Source organism: Methylomonas rapida (assembly GCF_024360925.2).
GTDB classification, from domain to species: Bacteria; Pseudomonadota; Gammaproteobacteria; order Methylococcales; family Methylomonadaceae; genus Methylomonas; species Methylomonas rapida.
Map to the genome: position 1 here is coordinate 693,549 of NZ_CP113517.1, position 24,565 is coordinate 718,113.

General features: G+C 49.9%; 27 protein-coding genes. 18 read left to right on the forward strand and 9 right to left on the reverse strand.

The genetic code is table 11. From position 1 onward, the window contains the following. Positions 1–105: 105 nt before the first annotated feature. The gene (locus NM686_RS03295; protein WP_255186463.1) at positions 106–744 is read left to right on the forward strand and encodes a response regulator; all 639 of its coding nucleotides are present in this window, start codon (positions 106–108) and stop codon (positions 742–744) included. A 38-nt stretch (positions 745–782) separates the two neighbouring features. On the opposite strand, the gene NM686_RS03300 is transcribed toward NM686_RS03295, so the two are convergent. The 3 genes from NM686_RS03300 to NM686_RS03310 form a co-directional block, all read right to left on the reverse strand. After that, positions 783–1,688: an NAD(P)-dependent methylenetetrahydromethanopterin dehydrogenase gene (locus NM686_RS03300; protein WP_269022904.1), complete on the reverse strand. Its 906-nt coding sequence runs from the start codon at positions 1,686–1,688 to the stop codon at positions 783–785. A 49-nt stretch (positions 1,689–1,737) separates the two neighbouring features. Next, positions 1,738–2,646, reverse strand: a complete 909-nt coding sequence (locus NM686_RS03305; protein WP_255186465.1) for an NAD(P)-dependent methylenetetrahydromethanopterin dehydrogenase — start codon at positions 2,644–2,646, stop codon at positions 1,738–1,740. A gap of 96 nt (positions 2,647–2,742) precedes the next feature. Beyond that, positions 2,743–3,537, reverse strand: a complete 795-nt coding sequence (locus NM686_RS03310; protein ID WP_255186466.1) for an inositol monophosphatase family protein — start codon at positions 3,535–3,537, stop codon at positions 2,743–2,745. Positions 3,538–3,629: 92 nt separating this feature from the next. Here NM686_RS03310 and NM686_RS03315 point away from each other — a divergent pair, with 92 nt between their 5' ends. The 5 genes from NM686_RS03315 to NM686_RS03335 all read left to right on the forward strand — a co-directional run bounded on the left by NM686_RS03315 (position 3,630) and on the right by NM686_RS03335 (position 7,124). Then, positions 3,630–4,355: an RNA methyltransferase gene (locus NM686_RS03315; RefSeq protein WP_255186467.1), complete on the forward strand. Its 726-nt coding sequence runs from the start codon at positions 3,630–3,632 to the stop codon at positions 4,353–4,355. A gap of 5 nt (positions 4,356–4,360) precedes the next feature. Next, the gene (gene cysE, locus NM686_RS03320) at positions 4,361–5,113 is read left to right on the forward strand and encodes a serine O-acetyltransferase (protein ID WP_255186468.1); all 753 of its coding nucleotides are present in this window, start codon (positions 4,361–4,363) and stop codon (positions 5,111–5,113) included. Between the two features lie 83 nt (positions 5,114–5,196). After that, complete coding sequence (iscR, locus tag NM686_RS03325; RefSeq protein ID WP_255186469.1) at positions 5,197–5,682, forward strand: Fe-S cluster assembly transcriptional regulator IscR; 486 nt, start codon at positions 5,197–5,199, stop codon at positions 5,680–5,682. Next, positions 5,683–6,804, forward strand: a complete 1,122-nt coding sequence (locus NM686_RS03330; protein ID WP_255186470.1) for a cysteine desulfurase family protein — start codon at positions 5,683–5,685, stop codon at positions 6,802–6,804. Continuing rightward, the gene (locus NM686_RS03335; protein ID WP_255186471.1) at positions 6,801–7,124 is read left to right on the forward strand and encodes a HesB/IscA family protein; all 324 of its coding nucleotides are present in this window, start codon (positions 6,801–6,803) and stop codon (positions 7,122–7,124) included. The genes NM686_RS03330 and NM686_RS03335 overlap by 4 nt, the downstream gene beginning before the upstream one ends. A 50-nt stretch (positions 7,125–7,174) precedes the next feature. On the opposite strand, the gene NM686_RS03340 is transcribed toward NM686_RS03335, so the two are convergent. Next, positions 7,175–7,513: a hypothetical protein gene (locus NM686_RS03340; RefSeq protein ID WP_255186472.1), complete on the reverse strand. Its 339-nt coding sequence runs from the start codon at positions 7,511–7,513 to the stop codon at positions 7,175–7,177. Between the two features lie 180 nt (positions 7,514–7,693). On the opposite strand from NM686_RS03340, the gene def reads away from it, so the two are divergent. From def to rapA, 8 genes are all read left to right on the forward strand, one after another. Further along, positions 7,694–8,221: a peptide deformylase gene (def, locus tag NM686_RS03345; RefSeq protein ID WP_255186473.1), complete on the forward strand. Its 528-nt coding sequence runs from the start codon at positions 7,694–7,696 to the stop codon at positions 8,219–8,221. A gap of 9 nt (positions 8,222–8,230) precedes the next feature. Then, positions 8,231–9,148, forward strand: coding sequence for a quinoprotein relay system zinc metallohydrolase 2 (locus NM686_RS03350; RefSeq protein WP_255186474.1), 918 nt, complete (start codon positions 8,231–8,233; stop codon positions 9,146–9,148). A 25-nt stretch (positions 9,149–9,173) separates the two neighbouring features. Next, positions 9,174–10,001, forward strand: coding sequence for a quinoprotein dehydrogenase-associated SoxYZ-like carrier (locus tag NM686_RS03355; RefSeq protein ID WP_255186475.1), 828 nt, complete (start codon positions 9,174–9,176; stop codon positions 9,999–10,001). Positions 10,002–10,010: 9 nt separating this feature from the next. Beyond that, on the forward strand, positions 10,011–10,334 hold the full coding sequence (locus NM686_RS03360) for a DUF2845 domain-containing protein (RefSeq protein ID WP_255186476.1): 324 nt from the start codon (positions 10,011–10,013) through the stop codon (positions 10,332–10,334). 60 nt (positions 10,335–10,394) lie between these two features. Further along, positions 10,395–11,006 (forward strand): adenylyl-sulfate kinase, encoded by a 612-nt coding sequence (gene cysC, locus NM686_RS03365; protein WP_255186477.1) that lies wholly within the window; start codon positions 10,395–10,397, stop codon positions 11,004–11,006. 13 nt (positions 11,007–11,019) lie between these two features. Further along, positions 11,020–11,982, forward strand: a complete 963-nt coding sequence (locus tag NM686_RS03370) for a DHH family phosphoesterase (protein WP_255186478.1) — start codon at positions 11,020–11,022, stop codon at positions 11,980–11,982. Between the two features lie 31 nt (positions 11,983–12,013). Further along, the gene (locus NM686_RS03375; RefSeq protein WP_255186479.1) at positions 12,014–14,680 is read left to right on the forward strand and encodes a VanZ family protein; all 2,667 of its coding nucleotides are present in this window, start codon (positions 12,014–12,016) and stop codon (positions 14,678–14,680) included. A 242-nt stretch (positions 14,681–14,922) separates the two neighbouring features. Beyond that, positions 14,923–17,691: an RNA polymerase-associated protein RapA gene (gene rapA / locus NM686_RS03380; RefSeq protein ID WP_255186480.1), complete on the forward strand. Its 2,769-nt coding sequence runs from the start codon at positions 14,923–14,925 to the stop codon at positions 17,689–17,691. A gap of 70 nt (positions 17,692–17,761) precedes the next feature. Here rapA and NM686_RS03385 read toward each other — a convergent pair whose 3' ends face one another. Further along, the gene (locus NM686_RS03385) at positions 17,762–18,121 is read right to left on the reverse strand and encodes a PilZ domain-containing protein (RefSeq protein ID WP_255186481.1); all 360 of its coding nucleotides are present in this window, start codon (positions 18,119–18,121) and stop codon (positions 17,762–17,764) included. A 149-nt stretch (positions 18,122–18,270) separates the two neighbouring features. Between NM686_RS03385 and NM686_RS03390 the strand changes: the two genes are divergently transcribed. Then, complete coding sequence (locus tag NM686_RS03390) at positions 18,271–19,590, forward strand: DEAD/DEAH box helicase (protein WP_255186482.1); 1,320 nt, start codon at positions 18,271–18,273, stop codon at positions 19,588–19,590. On the opposite strand, the gene NM686_RS03395 is transcribed toward NM686_RS03390, so the two are convergent. Beyond that, on the reverse strand, positions 19,562–19,924 hold the full coding sequence (locus tag NM686_RS03395; protein ID WP_255186483.1) for a cupin domain-containing protein: 363 nt from the start codon (positions 19,922–19,924) through the stop codon (positions 19,562–19,564). The genes NM686_RS03390 and NM686_RS03395 overlap by 29 nt on opposite strands. Before the next feature lie 30 nt (positions 19,925–19,954). Between NM686_RS03395 and NM686_RS03400 the strand changes: the two genes are divergently transcribed. After that, complete coding sequence (locus NM686_RS03400; RefSeq protein ID WP_255186484.1) at positions 19,955–20,599, forward strand: HvfX family Cu-binding RiPP maturation protein; 645 nt, start codon at positions 19,955–19,957, stop codon at positions 20,597–20,599. On the opposite strand, the gene NM686_RS03405 is transcribed toward NM686_RS03400, so the two are convergent. Further along, positions 20,600–20,917 carry a DUF2288 domain-containing protein gene (locus NM686_RS03405; RefSeq protein ID WP_255186485.1) on the reverse strand — a complete coding sequence of 106 codons (318 nt, stop codon included), beginning with the start codon at positions 20,915–20,917 and terminating at the stop codon, positions 20,600–20,602. A gap of 88 nt (positions 20,918–21,005) precedes the next feature. Here NM686_RS03405 and NM686_RS03410 point away from each other — a divergent pair, with 88 nt between their 5' ends. Next, on the forward strand, positions 21,006–21,728 hold the full coding sequence (locus tag NM686_RS03410; RefSeq protein WP_255186486.1) for a TPR end-of-group domain-containing protein: 723 nt from the start codon (positions 21,006–21,008) through the stop codon (positions 21,726–21,728). A 103-nt stretch (positions 21,729–21,831) separates the two neighbouring features. On the opposite strand, the gene NM686_RS03415 is transcribed toward NM686_RS03410, so the two are convergent. Beyond that, positions 21,832–22,386: a DUF1415 domain-containing protein gene (locus NM686_RS03415; protein ID WP_255186487.1), complete on the reverse strand. Its 555-nt coding sequence runs from the start codon at positions 22,384–22,386 to the stop codon at positions 21,832–21,834. A gap of 13 nt (positions 22,387–22,399) precedes the next feature. Here NM686_RS03415 and NM686_RS03420 point away from each other — a divergent pair, with 13 nt between their 5' ends. Then, entirely contained in the window at positions 22,400–23,224 is an 825-nt protein-coding gene (locus NM686_RS03420) for a thermonuclease family protein (protein WP_255186488.1), read from the forward strand. 55 nt (positions 23,225–23,279) lie between these two features. On the opposite strand, the gene NM686_RS03425 is transcribed toward NM686_RS03420, so the two are convergent. Beyond that, the gene (locus NM686_RS03425; RefSeq protein WP_255186489.1) at positions 23,280–24,461 is read right to left on the reverse strand and encodes an OmpA family protein; all 1,182 of its coding nucleotides are present in this window, start codon (positions 24,459–24,461) and stop codon (positions 23,280–23,282) included. Positions 24,462–24,565: the final 104 nt, after the last annotated feature.

Consider the following 24,565-nt stretch of genomic DNA (forward strand, 5'->3'; position numbering starts at 1 on the left):
TTGCCTGGTCTTTTTGCTTGAGAATCTCGATGTTCTGCTGCAGATTGCTGAATTTTGCTAAACTTGGACCAATTAGGTAGTGCTGTCTTCAGGATGTGAGATCGGATGATTAAAGTTTTATTGGTTGATGATCATGAGTTGGTGAGAAGCGGGATAGAAGCGTTGTTGAATACGGTCGATGGTATTCATGTGGTGGGTGTGTGTGAGTGCGGTGAAAAAGCCTTGCAATTGATTACGCACGATCCGCCGGATGTGGTGTTGATGGATGTGAACATGCCGGGGATGGGGGGATTCGAAGCATGCCGGCGGATTTTGCAGAATTTTCCTAATGTCAAAATCATTGGTTTGTCGGTGCATAACGGCGGTCCGATTCCGCAGCAATTATTGAAATTGGGTGTGGAAGGTTTTGTGTCCAAGGCTTCGCCAGTCAGCGAAATGGTAAGCGCGATCAGGAGCGTGATGGCTGGTAAGCGCTATTTATGCCAGGACGTGGCCAGTAATCTGGTCTTTGAGTCGATCGAGAGCGAAGACGCATCGCCGTTTTTTCAGCTTTCTCAGCGGGAAGCCGAGGTGGCGCAAATGATTTTAAGGGGCAAGGGGATTCAGGAAATTGCCGAAGCCTTGGAGTTAAGCGATAAAACCGTCAACACCTATCGCTATCGGTTGTACGCCAAGCTGAAAATCAAAAATGACGTCGAATTGACCCGGTTGGCGGTCAAACACAATTATTTCGAAACGTTTTAAGTGGAATGCCCGGCCGAAACGACCGGGACGAACCTGCTTCAGACTAAGGTGCGAGCTTTGTTGAAGGCTTCCCTGAAATCAATGAATACCGGTTTTTCGGCTTCCAGCATGGATTTCAATAACTCATGCTGTAGCTGATATTTGACATTCCCCACGGCCAGTGCGCCGACACCAACGGCATTGGGGGATTGAGTGGCATGTACCAACGGAGTCGCCATGTCGTTGGCTGTCACGCCTTCGATACCCGCAGGCGGCACCGCGTTGACGTCACCCGCAACCTTCAGGTTTTTGGTCTGCGCCAAGACAGCGGCATTCAGGACGCGAACGCCGGCTTTGGCCGTACAGAAGACGATGTCCGCCTCTGCCAACAAAGCGATTTTTTCCTCATCGTTTCGGGCGGCCGCGCCAGACAATTGGGCATTGAAGCGGCGGTTATATTGTTTGGCGGCGTCGTTGGCGGTGTCTATCGATAAATGGTCTACCAAGGTAGTATCGGAGCCCTGCAGCGAGGCGATCACGCCGGTGGCGATGCCGACCGGACCCGTGCCGCCAAAAACCAAAGCCTTGCAATCTTTCAATACCTTGCCGTGGCTTTGCTGCAAGGCTTTTTCCACACAGGCCACCAAGGCCGCCGCCGTGGTGAAGGCGCCGCTCGGATCGGCAAATACCGATACTTCGAACGGCGGCACCATGGCCGGTTGAGTCGCTTCCAGCATGTCTATCGCCAAGCCGATGTCGCGGCCACCGATGAAGAGGGCGGTTTTTTTGATGCCGGACGGGCTGCGCGAGAAAATCGCATCCTGGGTCAGATTCCGGATGTTTTCCAGCTTGACGTTGGAATAAGGCATCAGCACCTCAAAACCGGCATCCAATGCCATGTTGATGTCAAACGGGCTGTTGTTTGGCATCGGATCGAACATATGGAGTATGCTGCGTTTCGGCATTTTGATCTTACCCTGGTTGGTTGGCGGAGGCTGGCGCTTACAAAACGCGTTAATCAGTTGACTTAATAAATTCACGAGCGACTTCAAAAGCGTGTTCGAAATGCAAATATAACGGTTGATCGCATTCCAACATGCGTTTCAGCAAGCGGTTTTGCGCCTGATACTTGATGTTGCCGATAGCCAGTGCGCCGATGCCAACCGCGCCACTTTTTGAGCTTGCCAGCGGTTTGCCGTTGTCGAACGCATCGACGCCCGCAATGCCGGCGGGTGGCACGGCGTTGACGTCTGCGACGACTTTGAGTTGTGGTGCGGCGGCGATCAATTCGGCGCTCAACAGTTCGATGCCGGCGGCGCCGGTGGCGAAGACGATGTCGGCGGTTTGCATGTATTCGGCTTTGTCGGCGTCGGCGCCGGCGGCGATGGTGATTTTACCGTCGCCGAATTCTTCGCTGCATAGCTCGGCGGTGCGTTGAGCTCTTTCCAGTTGTCGGCCGATGATTCTGACGTTGGCGCCGGCTTGCGCCGCAATCACCGCTGCCGCTTGGCCGACCGGGCCGGTGCCGCCCAAAGCTAGCACGTTTTTGCCTGCCAAAGTAGTTTGGAATTTGTCGGCCAGTTCTTTTTCGACCGCGGCAACCATGCCGGCGGCAGTGGTAAACGCGCCGCTAGGATCGGCAAATACCGATACTTCGAAAGGGGGCACCATGGAGTTTTTAGCGATCTTCAACATGTCCATTGCTTGCTTGGTTTCGCGGCCGCCAATGAAAATACCAGTGCGTTTCAGGTTTTTCGGGCTGCGGGAGAAAATGGCGTCTTGCACCAAACCCCTGACTTCGCTGGGTTCGACGTTGATATAAGGAACGGCTGAAATCCAGCCCGCATCCATCGCCATGTTGACGTCGAAAGGGCTCAGGTTTTTAGCTGTGGTCAGCATGTGTAGGATGAACGGTTTTTCCATGATGTCCTCTTAAATTTTGGTTAGCCTTCAAGTATAAAAGAAAAGGCGAGTCGATAACAATTTTAGGGCGGCTCGTATAGGGCGCGATTAGCCCGCTTATTTGAGTTTGTCGGTAACGTGCGGCTCGATCGCGTGATACATCAATTGGTGCATGCGCGGGTTGCCGGCGATGATGTTGCCGGATTGCAGGTATTTGTCGTTAAAAGAAAAATCGGTAGCGACACCGCCGGCTTCTTGTACCAATAATACCCCGGCGGCGATGTCCCATTCCTTGACGCCGATTTCCCAGTAAGCATCCAGTCGGCCGCAAGCGACATAAGCCATGTCCAGCGCGGCGGCGCCGGCGCGTCTGATGCCGGCCGTGTCGGCGCTGATGGCTTTGAACATGCCCAAATAGGCTTCGATATGGTCCATGGTTTTGAAAGGAAAGCCCGTGCCGATCAAGGCGCCGCGCATGCTGTTTTGCTTGGTGACGCGGATGCGGCGATTGTTCAACATCGCGCCGCCGCCACGTTCGGCCGTGAACAGTTCGTCGCGGACCGGATCGTAAATCACCCCAATTTCCAGCTTGTTTTTGAGTTTTAATGCGATAGATACGGCGTATTGGGGAAAGCCGTGCAGAAAATTGGTGGTGCCGTCCAGGGGATCGATGATCCAGACGTAATCGTTGCCTTGATGCTCGCCACTTTCTTCGGCCAAAATCGCGTGATCCGGAAAAGCGGTGCGGATGACCTTGATGATTTCCTGCTCCGCCATGCGATCCACTTCGGAAGCATAGTCGTTACGGCTTTTGTGGTCGATGGTGAGTTTCTCGATGTTTTGCGAGGAACGTTGAATCAGGTCGCCGGCATTGCGCGCTGCGCGCACGGCTATGTTGAGCATCGGATGCATAGAACGAATTGACAATGAGCAGTTGGAAAACTGGGATAGGATAGCAAATCTTTTGCTAGAATCGCCCGTTTTTTAGCGGGTGGGAATTGTCTTTGCTATCCAATTTTAAAGTCGTTCTGGTCGAAACATCGCATCCCGGCAATATCGGCGCCGTAGCGCGGGCCATGAAAAATATGGGCATGGATCAATTGCGTTTGGTCACGCCTAAATTCTTTCCGCATGCCGATGCGACTGCCAGGGCTTCCGGCGCCGATGATGTGTTGAGGAGTGCCCAGGTTTATGAATCCTTGGTGGAGGCTATCAAAGATTGCCAGATCGTTTTAGGCGCTAGCGCCCGTGATAGAACCATCAGTTGGCCATCTGTCACGGCCCGAGAATGCGCGGAAAAATGGGCAAATGACGCGAGCCGGGAAAATATAGCTCTTGTGTTCGGCCGGGAAAATTCCGGCTTGAAAAATCACGAACTGGATTTATGTCATTATTTGCTGCGCATCCCTTGTAATCCCGCCTATAGCTCCTTGAATCTGGCAGCGGCCGTGCAGGTGGTCTGCTATGAATTGTATGTCACCAGTGGTCAGGAACATGTCAGCAGCATCGGTGACCGCGGCGAAGATCCTTTGGCCACTGCCGAGCAGATGGAAGCTTTTTACCAGCATCTGCAGCAAACCATGGCCGATATTGGTTTCTTGCATCCGGAGCGGTCCAAATCGATCATGCGCAGACTCAGACGGCTTTTTAACCGCACTCAGCTAGACACCAAGGAATTGGATATTTTGCGCGGCATCTTGCGGTTCTCTCAAAATCACAACCTCAAATAGACGATATGTTGAAGCAAATCAAAGAAGATGTTCAGTGCATATTTGCGCGCGATCCGGCCGCGCACTCGGTTTTTGAGGTGATCACGACCTATCCGGGGTTTCATGCCCTGATGATTCATCGCCTCAGCCATTGGCTATGGATTCGGGGTTTTAATTTTCCGGCGCGTTACCTTTCTTTTTTGGCGCGCTGGTTGACGGGTATCGAGATCCATCCGGGGGCGCAGATCGGTCGACGTTTTTTCATTGATCATGGCATGGGGGTCGTGATAGGCGAGACTGCGGTGATTGGTGATGATTGCACGCTGTATCACGGCGTGACCTTGGGCGGTACTAGCTGGAACAAAGGCAAGCGTCATCCAACTTTGCAGAACGGAGTGGTCATCGGCGCGGGAGCCAAGGTGCTCGGACCGATAGAAATCGGCGAAGGCGCAAGGGTTGGCTCCAACTCGGTAGTCGTAAAACCGGTACCGCCCGGGATAACTGTAGTCGGTATTCCCGCGCACATCATCGATGCCAAGACCAAGCAAGATAAGGCACGGCGTGATGCGATGGCGCAAAAAATCGGTTTCGACGCCTACGGCGCGACCGGAGACATGCCTGATCCAATTGCGAATGCGATTAACCTGATGTTGGATCATATTCACCAAATGGACAAGCAATTGGAAATCATGTGTCGAAAGTTGAATGATGCCGGTATTCAATGTGGCGATGCGCAAATTCCGCAGATGGATGACTGCCAAATCAAGGACAAGGGCTGAAAGTGCTCGAGCTTAATACTTGACTAAAATACTGGGTTTATTTATAGTCACCCTACATTAACTAAGTTTTATTAGGGGGCTATATGCGACTCACCACAAAAGGACGTTATGCGGTTACGGCCATGCTGGATTTGGCATATCACAGCCAGAAACATCCAGTCACGTTGACCGATATAGCGACGCGGCAAACGATCTCTTTGTCTTATCTGGAGCAGTTATTTGCGCGCTTGCGCAAGGCCGGCATGGTCAAAGGGGTCAGAGGGCCGGGCGGTGGATACACCTTGAGTCGCAGTGCGCATGAGGTCAATATTGCCGACATCATCGAAGCCGTCGATGAAACCGTGGATTCGACCAAGTGCGGTGGCAAGTCCAACTGTCATAACGACCAGCCCTGTATTACGCATGATTTGTGGATGGGCTTGAGTGAGCAGATTCGCTCCTATTTAAAACAAATTACGCTCGGTCAGTTGCTGGAAAGAGAATTGGTTAGTGAAGTCGCCAAGCGCCAGGGCAAGCAAGGCGAGCACGTGATCGAACTGAAACCCCTTCAAGAAAGAAAAACCGCTTGAATGATCTATTTTGATCACAATGCCACCACGCCGATCGACGAACGCGTGGTGGAGGCCATGCTGCCGTATTTACGAGGGCTATACGGCAACCCTTCCAGTTTATATCGACTCGGGCGCATCGCCCGTAGCGCCATCGATACCGCGCGAGAGCAAGTGGCGGCCTTGGTTGATGCCCCCGCATCCCAAATTTTGTTTACCAGTGGCGGTACCGAGGCTGATGCCTTGGCCTTGGCCTGCGGGCGTGGGCGACGAGTCTGGATGTCAGCCATCGAACATCCGGCCGTGTTTGAAAATGTCTTGCGCCAAGCCGGACTTTATCGAGAGATAAACAATCTCGGCGTGACTTCCGCGGGCTTGTTTGCACCTGAAACGCTGGACGAGTTGAAACCGGATGCCGGCGATTTCATATCGTTGATGTTGGCAAATAATGAAACCGGTGTCATTCAGGATGTGGCGGGGCTGGTCGAGCGTGCCGAATCATTTGGCGCGATTGTGCATACCGATGCGGTGCAGGCCTTGGGTAAAATGCCGGTCAGTTTTAGACGGTTAGGCGTTCAGTTGATGAGCTTGTCCAGTCATAAAATTTATGGTCCCAAGGGTTGTGGGGCGTTGGTATGGCATGAAAACGTCAGATTGCAGCCTTTGCAGTTCGGCGGCGATCAAGAACAAGGTTTGCGCGCGGGCACCGAAAATGTCGCCGCGATCGTTGGCTTTGGTAAGGCGGCCGAGTTGGCAAGGCTGGAACTGGAGCAGCGTCAGGCTCGTCTGCTGACGCTCCGGAGTCGCTTGGAACAACAATTAAAAACGATACCAGGCCTGGTGATTTTTGCCGAGCAGGCCAAGCGCTTGCCGAATACCGTGCAGTTTGGCATTCCTGGTGTCAATGGCGAAATGCTGCTGATGCAACTCGATCAAAAAAATATCGCCGTTTCCAGTGGTTCCGCGTGTGCCTCGGGTTCCGAGCAGATCAGCCCGGTGTTGGCAGCGATGGGGGTGGAGGCGCAGCTTGCCAAATCGGCGATTCGCGTCAGTCTGGGTAAAGACAACAGCGAAACGGAAATTGACCAATTTATCGATGCCTTGAAGGCATTGCTAGTCAAATCAGGAGACAATTCACTATGACAATTACGATTACTGAAAGCGCGGCCAAACAGATTCAAAAACAACTACAAAAACGCGGTTCCGGCATAGGTTTGCGTCTGGGAGTCAAGACTTCGGGGTGTTCGGGTTATGCCTATGTCTTGGATTATGCCGATGAACAGGCCGCCGACGAGATCGTGTTCTCTCAACACGACGTCAAGGTGCTGGTTAAGCAGGATGATTTGGACAAACTGAACGGCATCGAATTGGATTATGCCAAGGAAGGTTTCAACGAGGCTTTCAAATTCAACAACCCCAATGTCAAAGGCATGTGCGGTTGCGGGGAAAGTTTCAGCGTTTGAGATTCAAATGACACCGGCTCCAGTTTTGCTGCAGCCGGTGCTTGTTGCGTTTACTTCATATTGGCGCCGCAGTTGCCTTCCATCTTTTTGTCGCTGCCGGCCTTGTCGCCTGCTGGCGCGGGAGCTGGTTTGTTGCCGGCGCATTTGCCTTCTACTGCTTTAGAGTCGGTGCTTTTTTGCATCATGGCACCGCCGCATTTACCTTCGCCGCAAGCGCCATCTTTCATTTTGGAATCCGCTGGTTTTTCGGCTTCTGCTGTTTGCATATAGCCCGAATCCAGTTCCGATAGCGCAAATGGATTGGCTTGGGTTTCAACCGCATTGGCTGCAAATGGCAGTAAGGACGCGCTCATCGCGATCGCAAATGGCGTTTTTTGGATTTTTTTCATGATGTCTCCTGGTTGGTGATGTGTTTTAACACGTTGTTAAGATTTGGACGCCAGCTTCCACGCACGTCTTTACGATAACTATCACAAAAAAGTCGGGCAAAGTAAAGATGAGTCAATCCTTATAAACCACAGTATACTGACTTTCATTCATTCGACTTTTGCCATTGATTTGACTTTGCCATGTCTGAAAAAACCGAAATCAAACAATTAGGTGCCGACGTGTTGCGTCAGTGGGCGTGTGCTGTTGACGATTTTAGCTCCGTGGAGTTCCATGAATTGATCGATACTTTGCTTGATGTGATGCGGCAAAGTAACGGTGTCGGTATCGCCGCACCACAAATTGGGGTTTCGTTACAGGTCGTGGTCATCGCGTCCAGGCCGACAGCGCGTTATCCCCTGGCCCCTGAAATGGCGCCGGTGGTAATGGTCAATCCACGCCATGAGGTGCTGGATGCCACATTGATCAAGGATTGGGAGGGATGTTTGAGTGTACCTGGTATCCGTGCCTTGGTACCGCGGCATCGAACGGTTAAGGTGGCATATCAGGATAAAGAAGGACAAGACTGCCAGATCGTCTTGCACGATTTTCCGGCACGGGTATTTCAGCACGAGTTTGACCATTTACAGGGGCTGATTTATCTGGACAGAGTGCAGGATAATCGGGACATCGTCGCCGAAAGCGAATTTTTCAAACGAATTGCCGCATAAGGAGGGAATATGCGTACTATCTTGGTCCTGCTGGGGCTCGTGCTCAGTTATTCCTGTCATGCCGTGCCTGCTTTACCGGTATCCGAGGTCGCACCAGGCATATATCTGCATTCATCCGAGCATCACTGGCCGGATCGAGACAATCATGGAGAGATCGCAAACATTGGCTTCATCATCGGGGACAGATGCGTGGCCGTGATCGACAGTGGTGGAAATCCGCGCCAAGGTATTGCATTGCGCAATGCGATCAAGCAAATCACGCCCAAACCGATCTGTTATGTGATCAATACTCACGTGCATCCCGACCATATCTACGGCAATAGCGCTTTCAAAAAAGAAACGGGGGTCCGGTTTGTCGGGCATCATAAATTGGCCCGCGCGATGGCGACGCGTTCGCCTCATTATTTGAGTAAAGCCGATGAATTGCTTGATATTCGCGTCACGCCCGACAATATCATTCCGCCGGATTTGCAGGTGCAAGACACGATGACGCTGAACCTCGGTAATCGGGAACTGGTATTGACGGCGCATCCCACGGCGCATACCGACAACGATTTGAGCATTTACGACAAAAATACCGATACGCTTTGGTTGGCGGATTTGTTGTTTTTGGAACATATTCCGGTCATCGACGGCAGCATCAAGGGTTGGTTGAAAGGGCTTGAGCGATTGGAGCAAAACTCATACAAACTGGTGATTCCCGGGCATGGCCAGTTGGTGAGGGATTGGCCGGTTAGCCTGCAGCCACACAAGACTTATTTACTGCAATTGGTCAACGAAATCAGGGCCGCGATCAAGCAAGGCAAAACCCTGGAATTTGCGGTCGAGCATGTGGGGCTTGCCGCTAGAAATCAATGGCAACTGTTTGATGAGTTTCATCGTAAAAATGTCACCATCGCGTTTGCTGAACTCGAATGGGAAGACTAAGCATTTGATTTTGAGGAAATAGACTATGAATGCATTACAAAAAATTGCCTGTCTGGCCTGGTTGTTGCCAACGATTGCGTTGGCCGAAGGTGACGATATTACTTGGAACAGTGCGCTAAAAAACCAGTTTTTTGCGGGTAAAACCATTGAAGAATCCGATGCCACGATCGAGCTGGAAGTGCCGGTGCGTGCCGAAGATCCTGCCATTGTGCCTGTTAGGGTCAGTGGCAAAATTACTCAGACTCCGGAAAAGTACATCAAAAAAATCTGGATGTTTGTCGATAAAAATCCTTTTCCTTTCGTAGGGGAGTTCGAGTTTTTCCCGGAAAGCGGCAAGGCTGATTTGGCGATGCGGATTCGGGTCAATACCTACAGTAATATTCGGGCCATTGCGGAAACCAATGATGGCAAGCTGAACATGGTCAAGAAGTTCGTCAAAGCCAGCGGTGGTTGTTCTGCGCCCATCGGAGCCGATTTGGACGAGGCAATGAAGCGCTTGGGCAAGGTAAAGTTCCGTTTGGACGAGCAGATACAGACCAGTCAGCCGGCACAGGCGCAATTGATGATCAGCCATCCCAATATCACCGGCATGCAGATGGATCAGATGACCCGGTTCGTCAGAAAGTCCCACTTCATAGACCGGTTGACGGTCAGCTTCAACGATAAACCCGTGTTAAATGCCAAGCTCGATATCGCCATTAGCGCCGATCCCAATTTTCGTTTTTATTTCGTTCCCGATAAGGCTGGTGAACTGAAGGCCGAATTCAGTGACATTTCGTGTGAATCTCCGGTTAGCCGAGATGTTTGCAAGCCAGGACAAAGTTATGTGCAGCGCTACTCTGTAACCCCATGAGTGTCCGACATGAAAAAGCCGGCGTTATTGTTGTGCCTGTTGTTGGCCGCGACCGATGTGATGGCTTTTCGCTGTGGCCGGCAATTGGTTCACGTGGGGGATCATAAGCTGGATGTGCTCGATAAATGCGGCGATCCAGAGCTAACACAGGAACGCACGGCTGTACGTGGCATGCGCTTGCGTCATCCATTTGGCGCGTTGGAAGAAAGTCTGTACGAAGAGGTGCTGATTGAAGAATGGGTCTATAACTTCGGGCCGCGCAAATTCAAGCAATGGCTGCTATTTGAGAATGGCGTCCTGAAGAAAATCGACAATTTGGACTATGGGCATTGATAAAATTGGAGCGATCCGGCTTTTGCATGTTTTCGGACATTTATTATAAATCGAACTTTTATGATCAAACAAAGCAGCAATACTGTGTGGCATCACGCGACAGTGACACGGGCCAGGCGTGAAAAACAAAATGATCACAAGGCTGCCATTTTATGGTTTACCGGTCTATCGGGAGCGGGAAAATCAACGTTGGCGCATGCCGTCGAGGAACGTTTACACCAAATGGGGTGTCGGACGTTTGTATTGGATGGCGACAATGTCCGGCATGGCTTATGTGGCGATTTAGGCTTTAGCGATCAAGACAGGCAGGAAAACATCCGCCGTATTGCCGAAATGGCTAAGCTGATGTTGGAATCGGGCACGATTACCTTGACGGCCTTCATATCCCCTTTTAGAGCGGAAAGAAATCTGGCAAGAAAGCTTGTGCCGCACGGTGACTTCATCGAAATTTACTGCAGTTGCGATCTTGCGGTTTGCGAACAGCGCGATGTCAAAGGGTTATACAAGAAGGCCAGGCAAGGGGAAATCCAATACTTTACCGGTATCTCGTCGCCCTATGAAGTGCCCGAAAAGCCCGAGTTGAGCATCGATACCGGTAAACACGCTTTGGAAGAATGCGTAGATCAGGTATTGGCATTATTAAAAGAACGCGGTATCGCCAAAAACGCTTAATCAAGGTGGTGTTATGAACTACGATGTGTTCAATGGTGACGCCGATGGTATCTGTGCATTGCTGCAATTGCGATTGGCCGAACCGCGGGAATCGACGTTGATTACCGGTGTAAAGCGAGACATTAGCCTGTTAAAAAGGGTTGATGCCGTTGCTGGTGATAAAGTAACGGTGCTGGATGTTTCTCTGGAAAAAAACCGCCAGCCTTTGATCGACTTATTGGGCAAAGATGTCGATGTTTTTTATGTCGATCACCACCAGGCGGGTGAAATTCCTCCGCACCCTAATCTTAAAGCGCTGATTGATACCGATGCCAATGTCTGTACCAGTCTGTTGGTCGATCAATATTTGAATCACCGATTTAGCCAGTGGGCGGTAACGGCCGCGTTTGGCGATAACCTTGAAGAAACAGCCCTTCGGGCTGCACAACACTTGAAATTGTCGTCAGTGCGGTTGTCTCAATTACGTCAGTTGGGTGTGTGTATCAATTACAATGGTTATGGAGCAAGCGTCGAAGACCTACATTTCGCACCGGATGATTTGTATCGATTGCTATCAGGTTATGAATCTCCATTTGAGTTTATTGCTGACAAAGCAGATGCCTATCGACAGTTGATCGACGGTTATGCGTCTGATATGGAATGGGCTTGGCAAGTTCCCGCAGAGTATCAAACCGATAAAGTTGCTGTTTTCATTCTGCCGGATGAAAAATGGGCGAGGCGGGTGAGTGGTGTCTGGAGTAATGAACTGGCAAATCAACATCCCGACAGGGTTCATGCTGTGTTGACGCATAATCGGCAGGGAGGGTACCTTGTTAGCGTCAGGGCGCCTTTGAATAACAAGGCCGGCGCTGATGAGTTATGTGCTCGTTTTCTAACAGGTGGTGGGAGAAAAGCAGCTGCGGGAATTAATCATTTGCCTTTGGAAGAGTTGACTCATTTTGTCGCGGCGATCGAAAAGCAGTTTTCCGGTTCATGAGAGTGTTGCTCTACATGTTGGTTTGAGTTTGATGCAAAAACTTTTGTTTTATTGGGTCGTTTTTTTTATCACTTATGGATCTTTATATCCGTTCGAATTTTCTTTGCTGATCAGCAGCCAGTCTCGACAGGCGTTTCTGGATTCAATGTGGACATCATCCAGTATCGGCGATGTCATAGGCAATATTGTTTTGTTTATGCCTTTTGGTTTTTTGGGGTATCGCATATTCCCTTTCTGGGGGGTGGCCATAATTGGCTTGCTATTGGCGTTTGTTTTGCAACTTGCTCAGTTATTTCTGCCTAGTCGTGAACCTGCTTTATATGATGTGTATTGGAATTTCCTAGGCATTGGTATCGGTTTGCTATGTGCTTATTTATTGAAGGCGCACGAATTATTCCATAGGCATTTTGGGCTTGCCGACAAACAAGCTGCAATAGGCATAATCATGCTGTGGGGAGCCTCTCAGCTATTACCCTTTGTACCTACCCTGGATTGGCAAGCCTATAAAAATGCCCTTAAGCCGTTGCTGATGCAGCCCAGTTTCGCATGGGAGCATTTATCATTTTTAATGATTGCTTGGTTGTCGGCTGGATACTTTGCTGAAAAAATTCTGGATAAAAATTGGCGTACCGGTTATTTCACCTTAGGTATTCTATCAATACTGGTCTTGAAAATTGTGGTTGTCACCAGTGAACTTACACTGAACGATGTGATTGCCAGTTTTTTTGCAATTTTGTTGTATCCGCTGTTAAGCAGAATGGGGTCTCGCAGAGCCGCTTATCTTGCTTGGATGATGCTATTTACCTACGCTATTACTAGACTGTCGCCCTTGCAATGGCAAAGCGAAAGCAAGTCGTTCAATTGGCTGCCATTCTCAGGATTTCTGGATGGCTCGATGATTGTCAACAGCAGGGTGTTGGCAGAGAAACTGTTTGTGTTTTCTGGTATTTTTACTTTATTTAAAGATATTAAAACTCTCAGTATAAAAACTATTTCGGCAGTGGCCATAGTCGTGACATTGATCGAAATTTGTCAGTTGTGGCTTGTTGGACGAACTGCGGAAATCACCGATCCGTTGCTTGTAGTAATAATTGCTTGGTTGATTGTCAAGTTGAGTAACTCGACGCGGGGCGAGCCTATGTGGCAACCGTCTCCTATGGTGCGTGCCGCCGCGCATATCTTAGGAACCAATTTCGATGCGGCAAATGTGGTGTCAGGTCGAATTGTATATGACAAAAAAATCTCGTTAGGGGGGGGGCATTTCCAAGTCATTGTTTCGGGATTGATGATGAGCATGGGAATCGCTTTCTGTTTTTACGTATTACTCAGAATGCCGAATGTTCCTTACAACATAAAGGAGCTTTTCAAATACCATGGTAATGGTATCGATTTATTTATATTTGCGCTGGCTTTATTGTCGGTAGGGGCTGGTCCCGCCTGGGTGGGCCGAAATATGGCCAATGCCAAAAGTTTTATATTTAGTGGTCCAATCACGGCTATTAAAGTTACCGTCATGATTTATTGTCTGTTTTTTTTCAGTGTTACTGAAGAAAGTATAATGGATATCGCTGGTAGTTCCGTGCTAGTGCATCGTGTGGGCGAAAAAGGTGTATTGGGCGAGTTGGGAAAGCAGTTTGTCGCTACAGTGGGGGCTGATAATCTTCGTAATGTGACCGATATTTTTGAGCCAATAGTAAGATTTGGCGCTCTTTTGGGGCCATTGATTATTTTTCTGGGTATATTGTTTGCCGCAATATTCAAGAGTCTTCGTGTGTCTGAAGCAAGCTATAATTTACATTTTTTTTTACTGGGTAAATTCTTTATTATCTATTTCCTTTACATGTTGCCTTGGTTTTACTTTTGTAAAGTCATCGCATTCGACTGGTCATCCACGGATAATCTGAATGAGCTTATCGCTCCGGATGGATACTATGGCTTGGGAGGGGGTGGATATCTTTATATGCTGTTTGGGTTGATTGCAACTTGCGTGGCTTGGTTTTCCTGGATGCTGGTAAATCCTAATGCCATAAAAATATTGGCAGTTATGGGGGGGGGGGCGCTATCAATTTTGCCAGGATGGCTGTTGATTAATGCCGGATTAACCGATAATGTCGCTAAGTATGGTTTAACCTTTTCGGGTGTCGACTTTCTTTTAGGGCCCGATCGCACTCATCTGCTTTCTCGTGCTGAATTGTTTTTACGCTGGTCGCTACTCCAATATAGTGCAATATTGGGTTTGGCCGCAGGTGCAACGCTTTTTTTGAGGTGGCAGATGGGATTGCTTGCGGATAAGAATCGATTTTTGATAAAAAGCACTCGCTTAAATAATTCTATTATGACCGAGTTATGTGGAGAGCTTGAATTTAATCAGGTTGAGTTTGTCAACGATTTGGCGCGACAAATGGGCAAAAGTTTTTCTGCTACTGTAGAGCTGATTATTTCTTTTGTTAAAAAAGAGATGCTTGGCTTTCAAAGTGTGTTAAATATTGATGCTAAAAATATTAAATATCAGTATCCAATTCAAAAAGAAAAGCTATTGCCCGTCGTTTTAGAGTTGTCACCAAGACAGATGAAGGTTATAACCGAGATCAAGGTGGATTATGGAATTGGTTGTTTTGATGTTATTGGTTGGATGATCAATGTTTTTATGTTTGCTTCTAAGGTAGAAGCGAATAATAAAAGTGATATTGTGGCATGATTTTTGTACAAGGTATTTGTGTCAATCAGTTAGTGCTTTGTAAAAAATTGTTATAAATTTAGTTTATTTGTATCGGGTTTTTATGATGTGTTTTGCTGAGTTTTTGCCATATTTTGTTGGGTATTGTATTAATTTAAATAAATACAATTGATAAATGATCAGTTGCATGGTTGTTGTAATTTTATTTGTATTTAATTAACTTATTGATTTTCATGGTTTTAAAATTTAACAACGTATAATTAATGAACGACTTTATCCCCGGCCAGCGCTGGATTAGCAATACCGAGTCGGAACTCGGTTTAGGCATGATTTTGGAAACGGAATTCAATCGCGTGACGGTGCTTTTTCTCGCAACTGGCGACAAGCGCGTCTATGCGCGCGACAACGCGCCGTTGACGCGGGTGAAATTCATCGAAGGTGATGTCATCGAGTCCACCGATTACGTGAAGATCACCGTGCAGCAAGTGCAACAGCACAATGGATTATTGAGCTATATCGGCTTGGATGAAGACGGGCAATTGCAGCAAATCGATGAAATGGAACTCAATCATCATATTCAATTCAACAAGCCTCAGGATAGATTGTTTACTGGACAGTTCGATCCCAGCGCCTGGTTTAGTCTCCGCTTTGAAACCTGGCGGCGCCAGCAGCAGCATCAACAATCGGCGGCCAAAGGTTTGCTGGGTGCAAGGGCGGCATTGATTCCGCATCAGATTTACATCGCTCATCAGGCCGCCAATAGGGTGGCGCCGCGTATCATGCTGGCCGACGAAGTCGGTTTGGGCAAAACCATAGAAGCCGGCTTGATTCTGCATCACCGTTTGATCAATGGCTTGAGCCAGCGCGTGCTGATTTTGGTGCCAGAAGCCTTGATGTATCAATGGTTGGTGGAAATGCTGCGGCGCTTTAATCTGCGTTTCAGCTTGCTCGACGAAACCCGTTGTCTGGCCTGCCCCGATGAAAACCCGTTTGCGGCCGAACAATTGGTGTTGTGCAGCCAACAGTTTTTTGCCGATTTTCCCGAGCGTCAGGCGCAAGCCTTGGATGCTGGCTGGGACATGGTGGTAGTGGATGAGGCGCACCATCTGGAATGGAGCGAACAATCGCCGAGCTCCGATTATTTGTTTGTCGAGCAATTGGCAAACAGCGTGGATGGTTTGATTTTGTTGACGGCGACCCCGGAGCAATTGGGCAAGGAAAGTCATTTCGCCCGCTTGCGCCTGCTCGATCCTGATCGTTTTTATAATTTTCACCAATTCATTCAGGAGGAAAGCCAATTTGCCCCGGTTGCCGAATTGGCCAATCAGCTGATCTCGGCCCAGCCCTTGAGCAGGGAGCAGCAAAGCCGACTTAAAACGTTGCTACAGCACGACAACGTCGACAAGTTGTTACAGCAGTTCAATGATGAGCCTGACAATCAGGATGTGTGCGAGGAGCTGATCAAGCTGTTATTGGATCATCACGGCACCGGGCGGATTTTGTTCCGAAATTCCCGTCATACCGTGCAAGGCTTTCCAGATCGCCAGCGCCATGGTTATCCTTTGACAGGCGAGGCGACGGCCGAGTTGGCGAGCAGTCCTTACTTTTCGTGGTTGGTCGCCAAGCTGAAAGAACTGGGTGACGAAAAAGCCCTGCTGATTTGCCAGAGGGCTGAAACCGTGATTCAGCTGGAACAATTGTTGCGCCAACATGTCGGGCATACCGCGGCGGTATTTCATGAAGGCATGAGCATCGTCGAGCGCGACCGGGCCGCGGCGTTTTTTGCCGATGACGAAAGCAGGGCGCAAGTCCTGTTATGTTCGGAAATCGGTAGCGAGGGACGTAATTTTCAGTTCGTGCGTCACTTGATTTTGTTCGATTTGCCGCGTAACCCCGATTTGTTGCAGCAGCGTATCGGCCGGCTAGATCGTATCGGGCAAAAACACGTGATTCAGATTCACATTCCTTATTTGATCGATAGTCCACGGCATTTATTGTTTCGTTGGTATGACGAGGGGCTGGACGCCTTCCGGCATAATTGTTCCGCTGCGGGACAGGTCGCCAAACAACTGGATGCAGAATTGACGGAATTACTGGCGGGTTCTAATCAAGCGAGTCACGAAGCATTCATCGACAAGACTCGTAGGCTGACCGCGCAAATCGAAGCGGAGCTCCACAACGGCCGCGATCAGCTACTGGAGCTGAATTCCTGCCGGCCGGTCGAGGCGTCGGTATTGATCGATCAACTCCATCGGATCGAGCGCGATGACAGCTTTTGGCCTTATATGGAGGCAATGTTCGATTGTTATGGTGTCGATGTCGAATACCATTCGAAGGATTGTCATATCCTGTGGCCGAGCGAAAACTTGCGCATCGCGCATTTTCCGATGCTCCAGGACGATGGCTTGACGGTCACCGTAAGTCGGGATGTGGCATTGGCTCGGGAGGATATGCAATTCCTGACCCAGGAGCATCCCATGGTGTTGGCGGCGATGGATTTGGTGTTGTCCAGTGAAACCGGCAACGCGGCGGTTAGCATCATCAAGCAGCCGCAGCTGAAAGCGGGGCAATTCTTGCTGGAATTGCTGTTCGTCGTCGAATGCAGCGCGCCGGCACATCTGCAAATCGGGCGTTTCTTGCCGCATACGCCGCTGCGAGTATTGATCGATCAGAACAAAAAAGATTTGACGGCGGCGATTGCGCACGATTCCATGCTCGAAACTGGCGACAATGTCGATAAGGCTCAAATCACGCAGTTTTTGAGCGCCCAGCGTCAACATGTTCAGGAAATGATCCAGGTCGGAGAGCAAAAGGCCACGCTAATGATGCAAAAACTGATCACCGAAAGCAGCAACCAGATGATTGCGGTATTTACCGGTGAGATAAAGCGCATGGTCAGATTGAAAACAATCAATCCCAGCATCAAGGATCAGGAAATTCAGCAATTAAAGGAAATGACCATGCTGGCACATGAGAGCATCCAGGAAGCGCAATTGAGGCTGGATGCTGTGCGGTTCGTCATAACCAGTTAAGAGCGATTTAAAACGCGGTTCGCTGCGGCGGCATGGGTGAAAATTGCCGTTGGCTTTCGGGCACGGATGCTCAATGGGTTTTGATAAACACCGTGTTTTCGTCGAGTTCCACGCATTCGAACATCAGATCGTCGATAGAGCCATCGATATGATCGATATAATGCAAACCTAGTTCGTCCTTCGCGGCTTGATGCTTTAAAATGCCGTGAACGCAAAAGGGAGTATTGGATTCAGGCAATATCATGTTGATTCTGATGTTGCCTGTCATGTCGGCGGCAATGGGTTGTTTCAGTTTGACTCGAATGCCGCTGTAACTGATGTCCAAAATGTCGGCATCCAGAGCGATTTCCTGATCATGCGAATTAAAGGTCAAACCGGCTTGCAAGCCCTTGGGCCTAATACGTTTGTGTATGCGTTTTTCCGATCTCATGCGCTCCCTCTCTTCTAGTGTTTCGGCTAGTTGGCCTAAGCATGTTATTTTTTTCGTTCCATTGAATTGTATAGGGATTTTGCAAAAAATCCATCTTCAATAGGATTTTTATCGGCCACTTCATCGTGGTGTTCAACAAAGGTCATCAAATGTTATTTTCAGAGTTAAATTTATCGCCGCAACTGTTGCAAGCTGTGGCGGAACAAGGCTATCAAACGCCAACCCCCGTCCAGGCGCAGGCCATCCCTGTCGTTTTGCAAGGCCGCGACGTATTGGCGGGCGCGCAGACAGGCACCGGTAAAACCGCCGGTTTTACCTTGCCGCTCTTGCAGTTGCTGCAAAATCAGCCGATTCCGCAAAAGCCAAGGCCGGTGAGAGTGTTGATCTTGACGCCGACTCGGGAGCTTGCGATGCAAGTCTATGAGAGTGTCAGAACGTACGGGAAGCATTTGCCGTTTTTCGCTGAAGCGATTTTTGGTGGGGTTAGCATCAAGCCGCAGATCCAAAAAATGCAGCGTGGTACCGATATCGTCGTGGCGACGCCGGGCAGGCTGCTGGATTTGATTCAACAGCAACACCTGGATTTGTCCCGAGTCGAGCATTTCGTGCTCGACGAGGCAGATCGCATGCTGGACATGGGCTTCATTCGCGATATTCGCAAAATCATCGCTTTGTTGCCTGCAAAACGGCAAAACCTGTTCTTCTCCGCGACCTATGCGCCCGAGGTCAGTGCTCTGGCCGAGCAGATACTCAACGATCCGGTGGAGATTGCCGTTGCGAAACGCAACGCGGCGGCGGACACGGTATCGCAACTGGTTTATCCGATCAAACGCGAGTACAAGCGTGAGCTGTTGTCTTTCTTGATTGGTGACGGCCATTGGCAACAGGTGTTGGTGTTCGTGCGCACCAAGCACGGCGCCGACCGGCTGTGTAAACAGTTGATCAAGGACGGCATTCGTTGCGCGGCATTGCATGGCGATAAAAGCCAGGGAGCGAGGGTGCGTGCGCTGGACGAATTCAAAAATGGCGACATCACGGCCTTGATTGCGACGGATATTGCCGCGCGCGGCCTGGACATCGATCAATTGCCGCACGTGGTGAACTTCGATCTGCCGCAAGTGGCGGAAGATTATGTGCATCGCATCGGCCGCACCGGCCGGGCGGGCGCGGAAGGCCAGGCTATTTCCCTGGTCGACCCGGAAGAGGCGCATTTGCTGGGGGCGATTCAGAAGCTCTTGAAGCGAGATATTCCGCAAGTGGCCGACACAGGTTATGAAAGCGTGTCATTGAATGTCAACAGTACAGCCAAGTCCAAGCCGGTACAAAAAGCCAACGCCGCAGCCAAACCACAAACCAGGCGGCCCGCACATGCCACAGCAAAACCGGCTGCCGCTGGAAAATCAGGCTCGGCCAACCAGTCCGGCAAAGGACGCAGGCAAACTAATCGCCAGCGCGCTGTATCACGTTAGGGTCTGGTTCAAGCGCATGAACCGCCAGCCAGATGCTGACCTGATCGCTGGCGGTCCAATCGACCCGATGCTTGCAATGCGCGGGTATCAGCAAATAATCGCCCGGCTTCAAGTCAACCGGTTCGGCGTCGGCAAAGCTGATGCGAGCTTGGCCCTGCAGTAAAATGACCCATTCGCTTTCTGCTTGATCGTACCATGCGCCTGCCGGCGTTTGATGGCCGAGGGACAATATGCGCTCGATGCGGACGGTGGGATTCCGAAACAAGGTTTGGCATAATTCCTCGGGTAATTGCTGGGGAATATCGGCAAACACGGACGCAAGGCTGATGTTCATATCTCAATCTTAATGTTTTGCGGAGTGGGTATGAATAATAAGACGTTTTCTGAACTGATGGCGGTGGCGATAGAAAAAACGCCTGATATCGTGCGCTTGATCAGGCATGGTTGTGATAAAGCCAAGTGTATGGATTTTATCGCGCCATTGCTATTACGCTTATATTTGGCCCCGGTGTTTTGGATGGCCGGCACCAAGAAATTCATTAGTTTTTCCGATACCGTCGAATGGTTCGGCAACAGCGAATGGGGATTGGGCTTGCCGCTGCCTTATTTGTTAGTATTTCTGGTGGCGTTGCTGGAGACGTTGGGGGCGTTGTTTTTATTGTTCGGCTTCGCGACGCGCGCGATGTCGCTGCCGCTGATGGTGATCATGCTGGTTGCGGCGCTTACGACGCATTGGAGCAATGGCTGGCTGGCGATTGCGACCGGCAGCGGCATTTTTGCCAGCGACCGGACCGTGGGAGCGATGGAGCGCCTGGAACAGGCTAAACAGATCCTGCAAGCGCAGGGCGATTATCAATGGCTCACCGAAAACGGCAGTTTGGTGATTTTAAATAACGGCATCGAATTTGCCGCGACCTATTTTGTGATGCTGCTGGTGTTGTTTTTTATGGGCGGCGGCCGTTTCGTCAGTGCCGATTATTGGTTGGTGCGCCGTTATTTCAACGATTGATCAAGGACTGCGCCTGGCGCTGCCGTCTTGTACCAATACCCAAGGTTTGACGACAACCGCCCAGACATCTGCTTTGTCGTTGAACCAGTCCGTTGCCTGCTGGTCCGAAACCGGACCAATCCGGCGATTTTTCAGCCATTCTTCGACCAGTGCTTTGTTGTCGCGCGAAAATTGATAGGCCACTTCGACCAAATCCAGCCCTGGTTCTACGGCTATGGCCAATCCCGCCGCGAAAAAGCGCTGCAACTCCAGCCAAGGCAGGAGCGAGGTTTCCAAATTCACTTTCGCTTTTTCCAATGCGCTGTGGTCTAGGGTCATTTTCGGGTTCCGGTTGCCGGGTGGATGTTGTAGACTTTTCGGTTATTTTACCGCAACCCGTATCAAAACAGATCAGTGAGGAATCCGTATGTCACTTTTGAGTTCATTTAAAAAGCGTTCAACCCTGGACGCCGCCATCAAGCAAGTCGCGCAAGCCCGCAAAAGCGAATCAGGTAAAGCCGAGCAGCTGTATAAAAGCGCTTATCAAGGTTTTGCCAGTGTGATTGCCGATAATTTGATGTTCTCGGAAGCCCTGTATCACTGGGGATTTGCCTTGCTGCACGAGGCCAGAAGCAAGCTGCAACCAGCCGAAGCCATAGAGATATACGAAGACGCGATTTCCAAGTTTTCCTTTTGTTTGTTGACGGCGCCTAATTACCTGGGAGCCGCGATCGATGGCGGTGTGGCATTCATGGAATTGGCGCATATCAGCCCTGATGATGGGAGAGCGGCTTTGTATGGATTGGCGGAAGATTTTTTCGAAAAGGCGGGCAAGATCCAAAAAGGTAGTGCGGCCTATAATTTGGCCTGCATCTATGCCTTGCGCGGCGACGAACAGGCTTGTCAGCTGGCTTTGCAGCAGGCCAGGGAATTTGGTAGCTTGCCCGATGTCGACAATATTTTGCAAGATGTCGATATGGATAACGTCAAGCAAGCCGCATGGTTCAAGGATTTTATCGAAGAGCTGAAGGCGCGGCCCGAACCTCAGCGTGAAAAACTGGCCGATGTCGAAATTGAATCCGAACCCAAATTCAAATTGAAAAAGACCGAAGAATTCGATTATTACTCGACAGGCAAAACAGAGAAATAAGTCCGACAGCAAGCTGGGCGAGACTTAGTAAGTGTCCATTATTCTTGCCGAAGTTTTGCCTAGATTACCCAGTGAAATCGGGAAATAGTTTCTGGACACTTACTTAATGTTCAGCATAGCAGGCCACCAATAAGGCTTGCAGTTTTTCCAAGCCCAGTTCGCGAGTCAATTTGATATTGCGAACTGGGATATTTTCAGGGTCGGGATAGTTGGCCAACGCGCGATCGAGGCTTTCCTCGCGGATGAGATGCAGCATGGGGTAGGGTGAGCGGTTGGTGTAATTGGCTGGATCATCACTATCCTCGGTCTCTGTTTCGAAATGATAGTCGGGGTGGAAACTGGCCAATTGGTAAATGCCTTCATAACCTTGCGCTATCAACAGTTGTTCTGCCAGCGCCAGCATATCAAGATAATCATCGAAGTCCGCAAACATGTCCGCAAAAATCAGCAGTGTCGTTTCCGTTTCGGGATGGGTGTCGAGATAATCGCATTCGTCACTCAGTGTTTCCAGCGTATTTTCCAAACCATTGGGTCGCGCGACCCGGTAGCGTATGCTATTGCGTTGCTGCTCCCGTTTGGCAAACGGGCAAATATTGAAGGCAATGATGAAGGACTTTAACCAAGTTTGCGTGGCGTGAATGATTTGTTGATCGATCATAAGGGATATGAATATGTCAAATAAAGCAGTGGATTCTCTGCTGGTATTGCTAATGCTGGTATCCAGCACCGTTCCGGCCGAAGTGTTCAAGTCGGTGGATAGCCAAGGTCGGCCTCACTATTCCGACCGCAGGCGAGATAATGCCGAAATTTTATCCGTTACGCCCGGTGTTTCTTATTATTTCGTGGAAAAAGTGTTCGACGGCGATACGATTTTATTGGCTGACGGGCAAAAAGTGCGCTTGTTGGGCGTCAATACGCCTGAGGTGGCAGGACGGAACAAGGCTGCGGAGCCTGGTGGCGATGCCGCCAAAGCCTGGCTGAAACAACGCCTTGAGCATAAAAGGGTGCGTCTGGAGTTTGATGTCGAAAAGCAAGACAAGTACATGCGCACTTTGGCTTATGTCTTTAGCGAAGATCAGCGGCATATCAATGAAGAATTGGTGCGTGGCGGATTTGCGGCCGTCAATATTTACCCGCCCAATTTGAAATACGTCGATGCCTTGATGGCGGCTCAACAAAACGCGGAGCAAGCCGAGATGGGTATTTGGCGGGACCGGGCTTACGCCGCGAGAGGTTTCGAAACCCTGAATGCCGAGAACTACAAAGGTTGGAAACGCATAAGCGGCGCAATACAGGCAGTGAAAAAGACAAGAAAATACAGTTATCTGCAGTTTTCCGGGCAGGTGGCCGTCAGAATAGAAAATAAATCGTTAAATTTGTTTCCGGCGTTACGCGGTTATATCGGCAAACGGGTAGAAGCCAGAGGGTGGGTCATCAAAAACAAGGATCGCTTCGTACTGCCGGTTCGGCATCCTGGTGAATTGAAAGTGATGTGAGCTTGGCGGATAAAAAAAGGGAGGCTAGGCCTCCCTTTCGCGGTGCGTCAAGAAACTACTTTTTGGCGCGGTCGAAAACGACGCGGCGGTTGTAAGCGCGACCTTCGTCGGTTTCGTTGGTGTCGGCAGGTTTGGATTCGCCGTACCCTATAGTACTCATGCGATGGCCATCGATGCCTCTTCTGATGAGTTCGTTTTTGACGGCTTTCGCTCTGCGCTCCGACAGGTTCAGGTTGTAGTCATCCGAACCGAAGGAATCGGTATGTCCTTGAATCTCGATGGACAATTCTGGATTGATGTGCAGTACTTCAACCGCATTTTCCAGAGCCGGATCAAAGTTCGGCTTGATTTTGTCGCTGTCGAAATCGAAGAAGATGCCGTGGTATGCCCAGCAACCATCTTTATCGACTTTAGCGCCTTTCGGTGTGTTGGGGCATTTGTCCAGGCAGTTGTTGACGCCGTCATTGTCGTCATCGAGTTGCGAGCATTCCTTGACCGGTGAGCCTGGTTTGAAAAAGACGTTTTTGACGAAATTGCCCATGCCGGCAGGGTTGGATATGGCATTGACGTCGGTGGCAAAGCCGCAGTTCGAAATATTCGCGACTTCCTGCAGGTTGGTTTGGCCAGGGGCATCTTGTTCGTTACCAACCCAAACCGTGTAAATACACAGTCTGTCACCATAGCGCGCCTTCAGTGCTTGCGCGGCGGGCAGAGGTGAAAATTCGTCCATGCCATCGCTGAATACCAGTAACGCGATGTTGCCAGAAGCCGACGCAAGATCGGCGTTGGATGCCTCGATGGCTTCAGCCAGCGGAGTGCCGCCGCTGGAGCAGGTTAGCGATGTAATCGCGCTGTCGAATCCGGCTTTTGAATAGTTTTGCAGGGGTTGATTCAAATGGGTATGGCTCCAACCTAGGCAAGGGCCAAAACCAAAGCTGCGTAGCCCCGATGACAAGGGGATGGCGGGAATGGTCTTGTTGAATTTGTTCAACAGGTTTTTTTCCACGTCGAGTTTGGTGCCGCTGTATTCGGCTGAATTCAAGAAAGTTTTGCCCATCGAAGATGATGAATCATTCAGAACGAAGAAGGTATTGGTTTTTTGCACCAACAGCCCCGCTTTAACCTGGGCGCTCAAATCTTCTGCCTGAAAGGGTTGGAAGGTGTTGCTCGATTGCGTGGCGCAACCAGATAGCAGGGCGGCTACCAATGCCGCCGAGAGGGTGAGTGTCGTTCTCATGGATGTTCTCCTGTTATTTTTGTTTATACCGAATAGCCACATAGTCTTCGTAGCAGAGTCTAGCACCAATAGTATTTTTTTTAATACAGGTTTTTACTTTTTAA

Bases quoted from the DNA above. Each gene is read 5' to 3' on its own strand.
- NM686_RS03295 (WP_255186463.1), top strand. From the start codon at position 106: ATGATTAAAGTTTTATTGGTTGATGATCATGAGTTGGTGAGAAGCGGG.
- NM686_RS03300 (WP_269022904.1), bottom strand. From the start codon at position 1,688: ATGCCGAAACGCAGCATACTCCATATGTTCGATCCGATGCCAAACAAC.
- NM686_RS03305 (WP_255186465.1), bottom strand. From the start codon at position 2,646: ATGGAAAAACCGTTCATCCTACACATGCTGACCACAGCTAAAAACCTG.
- NM686_RS03310 (WP_255186466.1), bottom strand. From the start codon at position 3,537: ATGCATCCGATGCTCAACATAGCCGTGCGCGCAGCGCGCAATGCCGGC.
- cysE (WP_255186468.1), top strand. From the start codon at position 4,361: ATGTTGAAGCAAATCAAAGAAGATGTTCAGTGCATATTTGCGCGCGAT.
- iscR (WP_255186469.1), top strand. From the start codon at position 5,197: ATGCGACTCACCACAAAAGGACGTTATGCGGTTACGGCCATGCTGGAT.
- NM686_RS03330 (WP_255186470.1), top strand. From the start codon at position 5,683: ATGATCTATTTTGATCACAATGCCACCACGCCGATCGACGAACGCGTG.
- NM686_RS03335 (WP_255186471.1), top strand. From the start codon at position 6,801: ATGACAATTACGATTACTGAAAGCGCGGCCAAACAGATTCAAAAACAA.
- NM686_RS03340 (WP_255186472.1), bottom strand. From the start codon at position 7,513: ATGAAAAAAATCCAAAAAACGCCATTTGCGATCGCGATGAGCGCGTCC.
- def (WP_255186473.1), top strand. From the start codon at position 7,694: ATGTCTGAAAAAACCGAAATCAAACAATTAGGTGCCGACGTGTTGCGT.
- NM686_RS03350 (WP_255186474.1), top strand. From the start codon at position 8,231: ATGCGTACTATCTTGGTCCTGCTGGGGCTCGTGCTCAGTTATTCCTGT.
- NM686_RS03355 (WP_255186475.1), top strand. From the start codon at position 9,174: ATGAATGCATTACAAAAAATTGCCTGTCTGGCCTGGTTGTTGCCAACG.
- NM686_RS03360 (WP_255186476.1), top strand. From the start codon at position 10,011: ATGAAAAAGCCGGCGTTATTGTTGTGCCTGTTGTTGGCCGCGACCGAT.
- cysC (WP_255186477.1), top strand. From the start codon at position 10,395: ATGATCAAACAAAGCAGCAATACTGTGTGGCATCACGCGACAGTGACA.
- NM686_RS03370 (WP_255186478.1), top strand. From the start codon at position 11,020: ATGAACTACGATGTGTTCAATGGTGACGCCGATGGTATCTGTGCATTG.
- NM686_RS03375 (WP_255186479.1), top strand. From the start codon at position 12,014: ATGCAAAAACTTTTGTTTTATTGGGTCGTTTTTTTTATCACTTATGGA.
- rapA (WP_255186480.1), top strand. From the start codon at position 14,923: ATGAACGACTTTATCCCCGGCCAGCGCTGGATTAGCAATACCGAGTCG.
- NM686_RS03385 (WP_255186481.1), bottom strand. From the start codon at position 18,121: ATGAGATCGGAAAAACGCATACACAAACGTATTAGGCCCAAGGGCTTG.
- NM686_RS03390 (WP_255186482.1), top strand. From the start codon at position 18,271: ATGTTATTTTCAGAGTTAAATTTATCGCCGCAACTGTTGCAAGCTGTG.
- NM686_RS03395 (WP_255186483.1), bottom strand. From the start codon at position 19,924: ATGAACATCAGCCTTGCGTCCGTGTTTGCCGATATTCCCCAGCAATTA.
- NM686_RS03400 (WP_255186484.1), top strand. From the start codon at position 19,955: ATGAATAATAAGACGTTTTCTGAACTGATGGCGGTGGCGATAGAAAAA.
- NM686_RS03405 (WP_255186485.1), bottom strand. From the start codon at position 20,917: ATGACCCTAGACCACAGCGCATTGGAAAAAGCGAAAGTGAATTTGGAA.
- NM686_RS03410 (WP_255186486.1), top strand. From the start codon at position 21,006: ATGTCACTTTTGAGTTCATTTAAAAAGCGTTCAACCCTGGACGCCGCC.
- NM686_RS03415 (WP_255186487.1), bottom strand. From the start codon at position 22,386: ATGATCGATCAACAAATCATTCACGCCACGCAAACTTGGTTAAAGTCC.
- NM686_RS03420 (WP_255186488.1), top strand. From the start codon at position 22,400: ATGTCAAATAAAGCAGTGGATTCTCTGCTGGTATTGCTAATGCTGGTA.
- NM686_RS03425 (WP_255186489.1), bottom strand. From the start codon at position 24,461: ATGAGAACGACACTCACCCTCTCGGCGGCATTGGTAGCCGCCCTGCTA.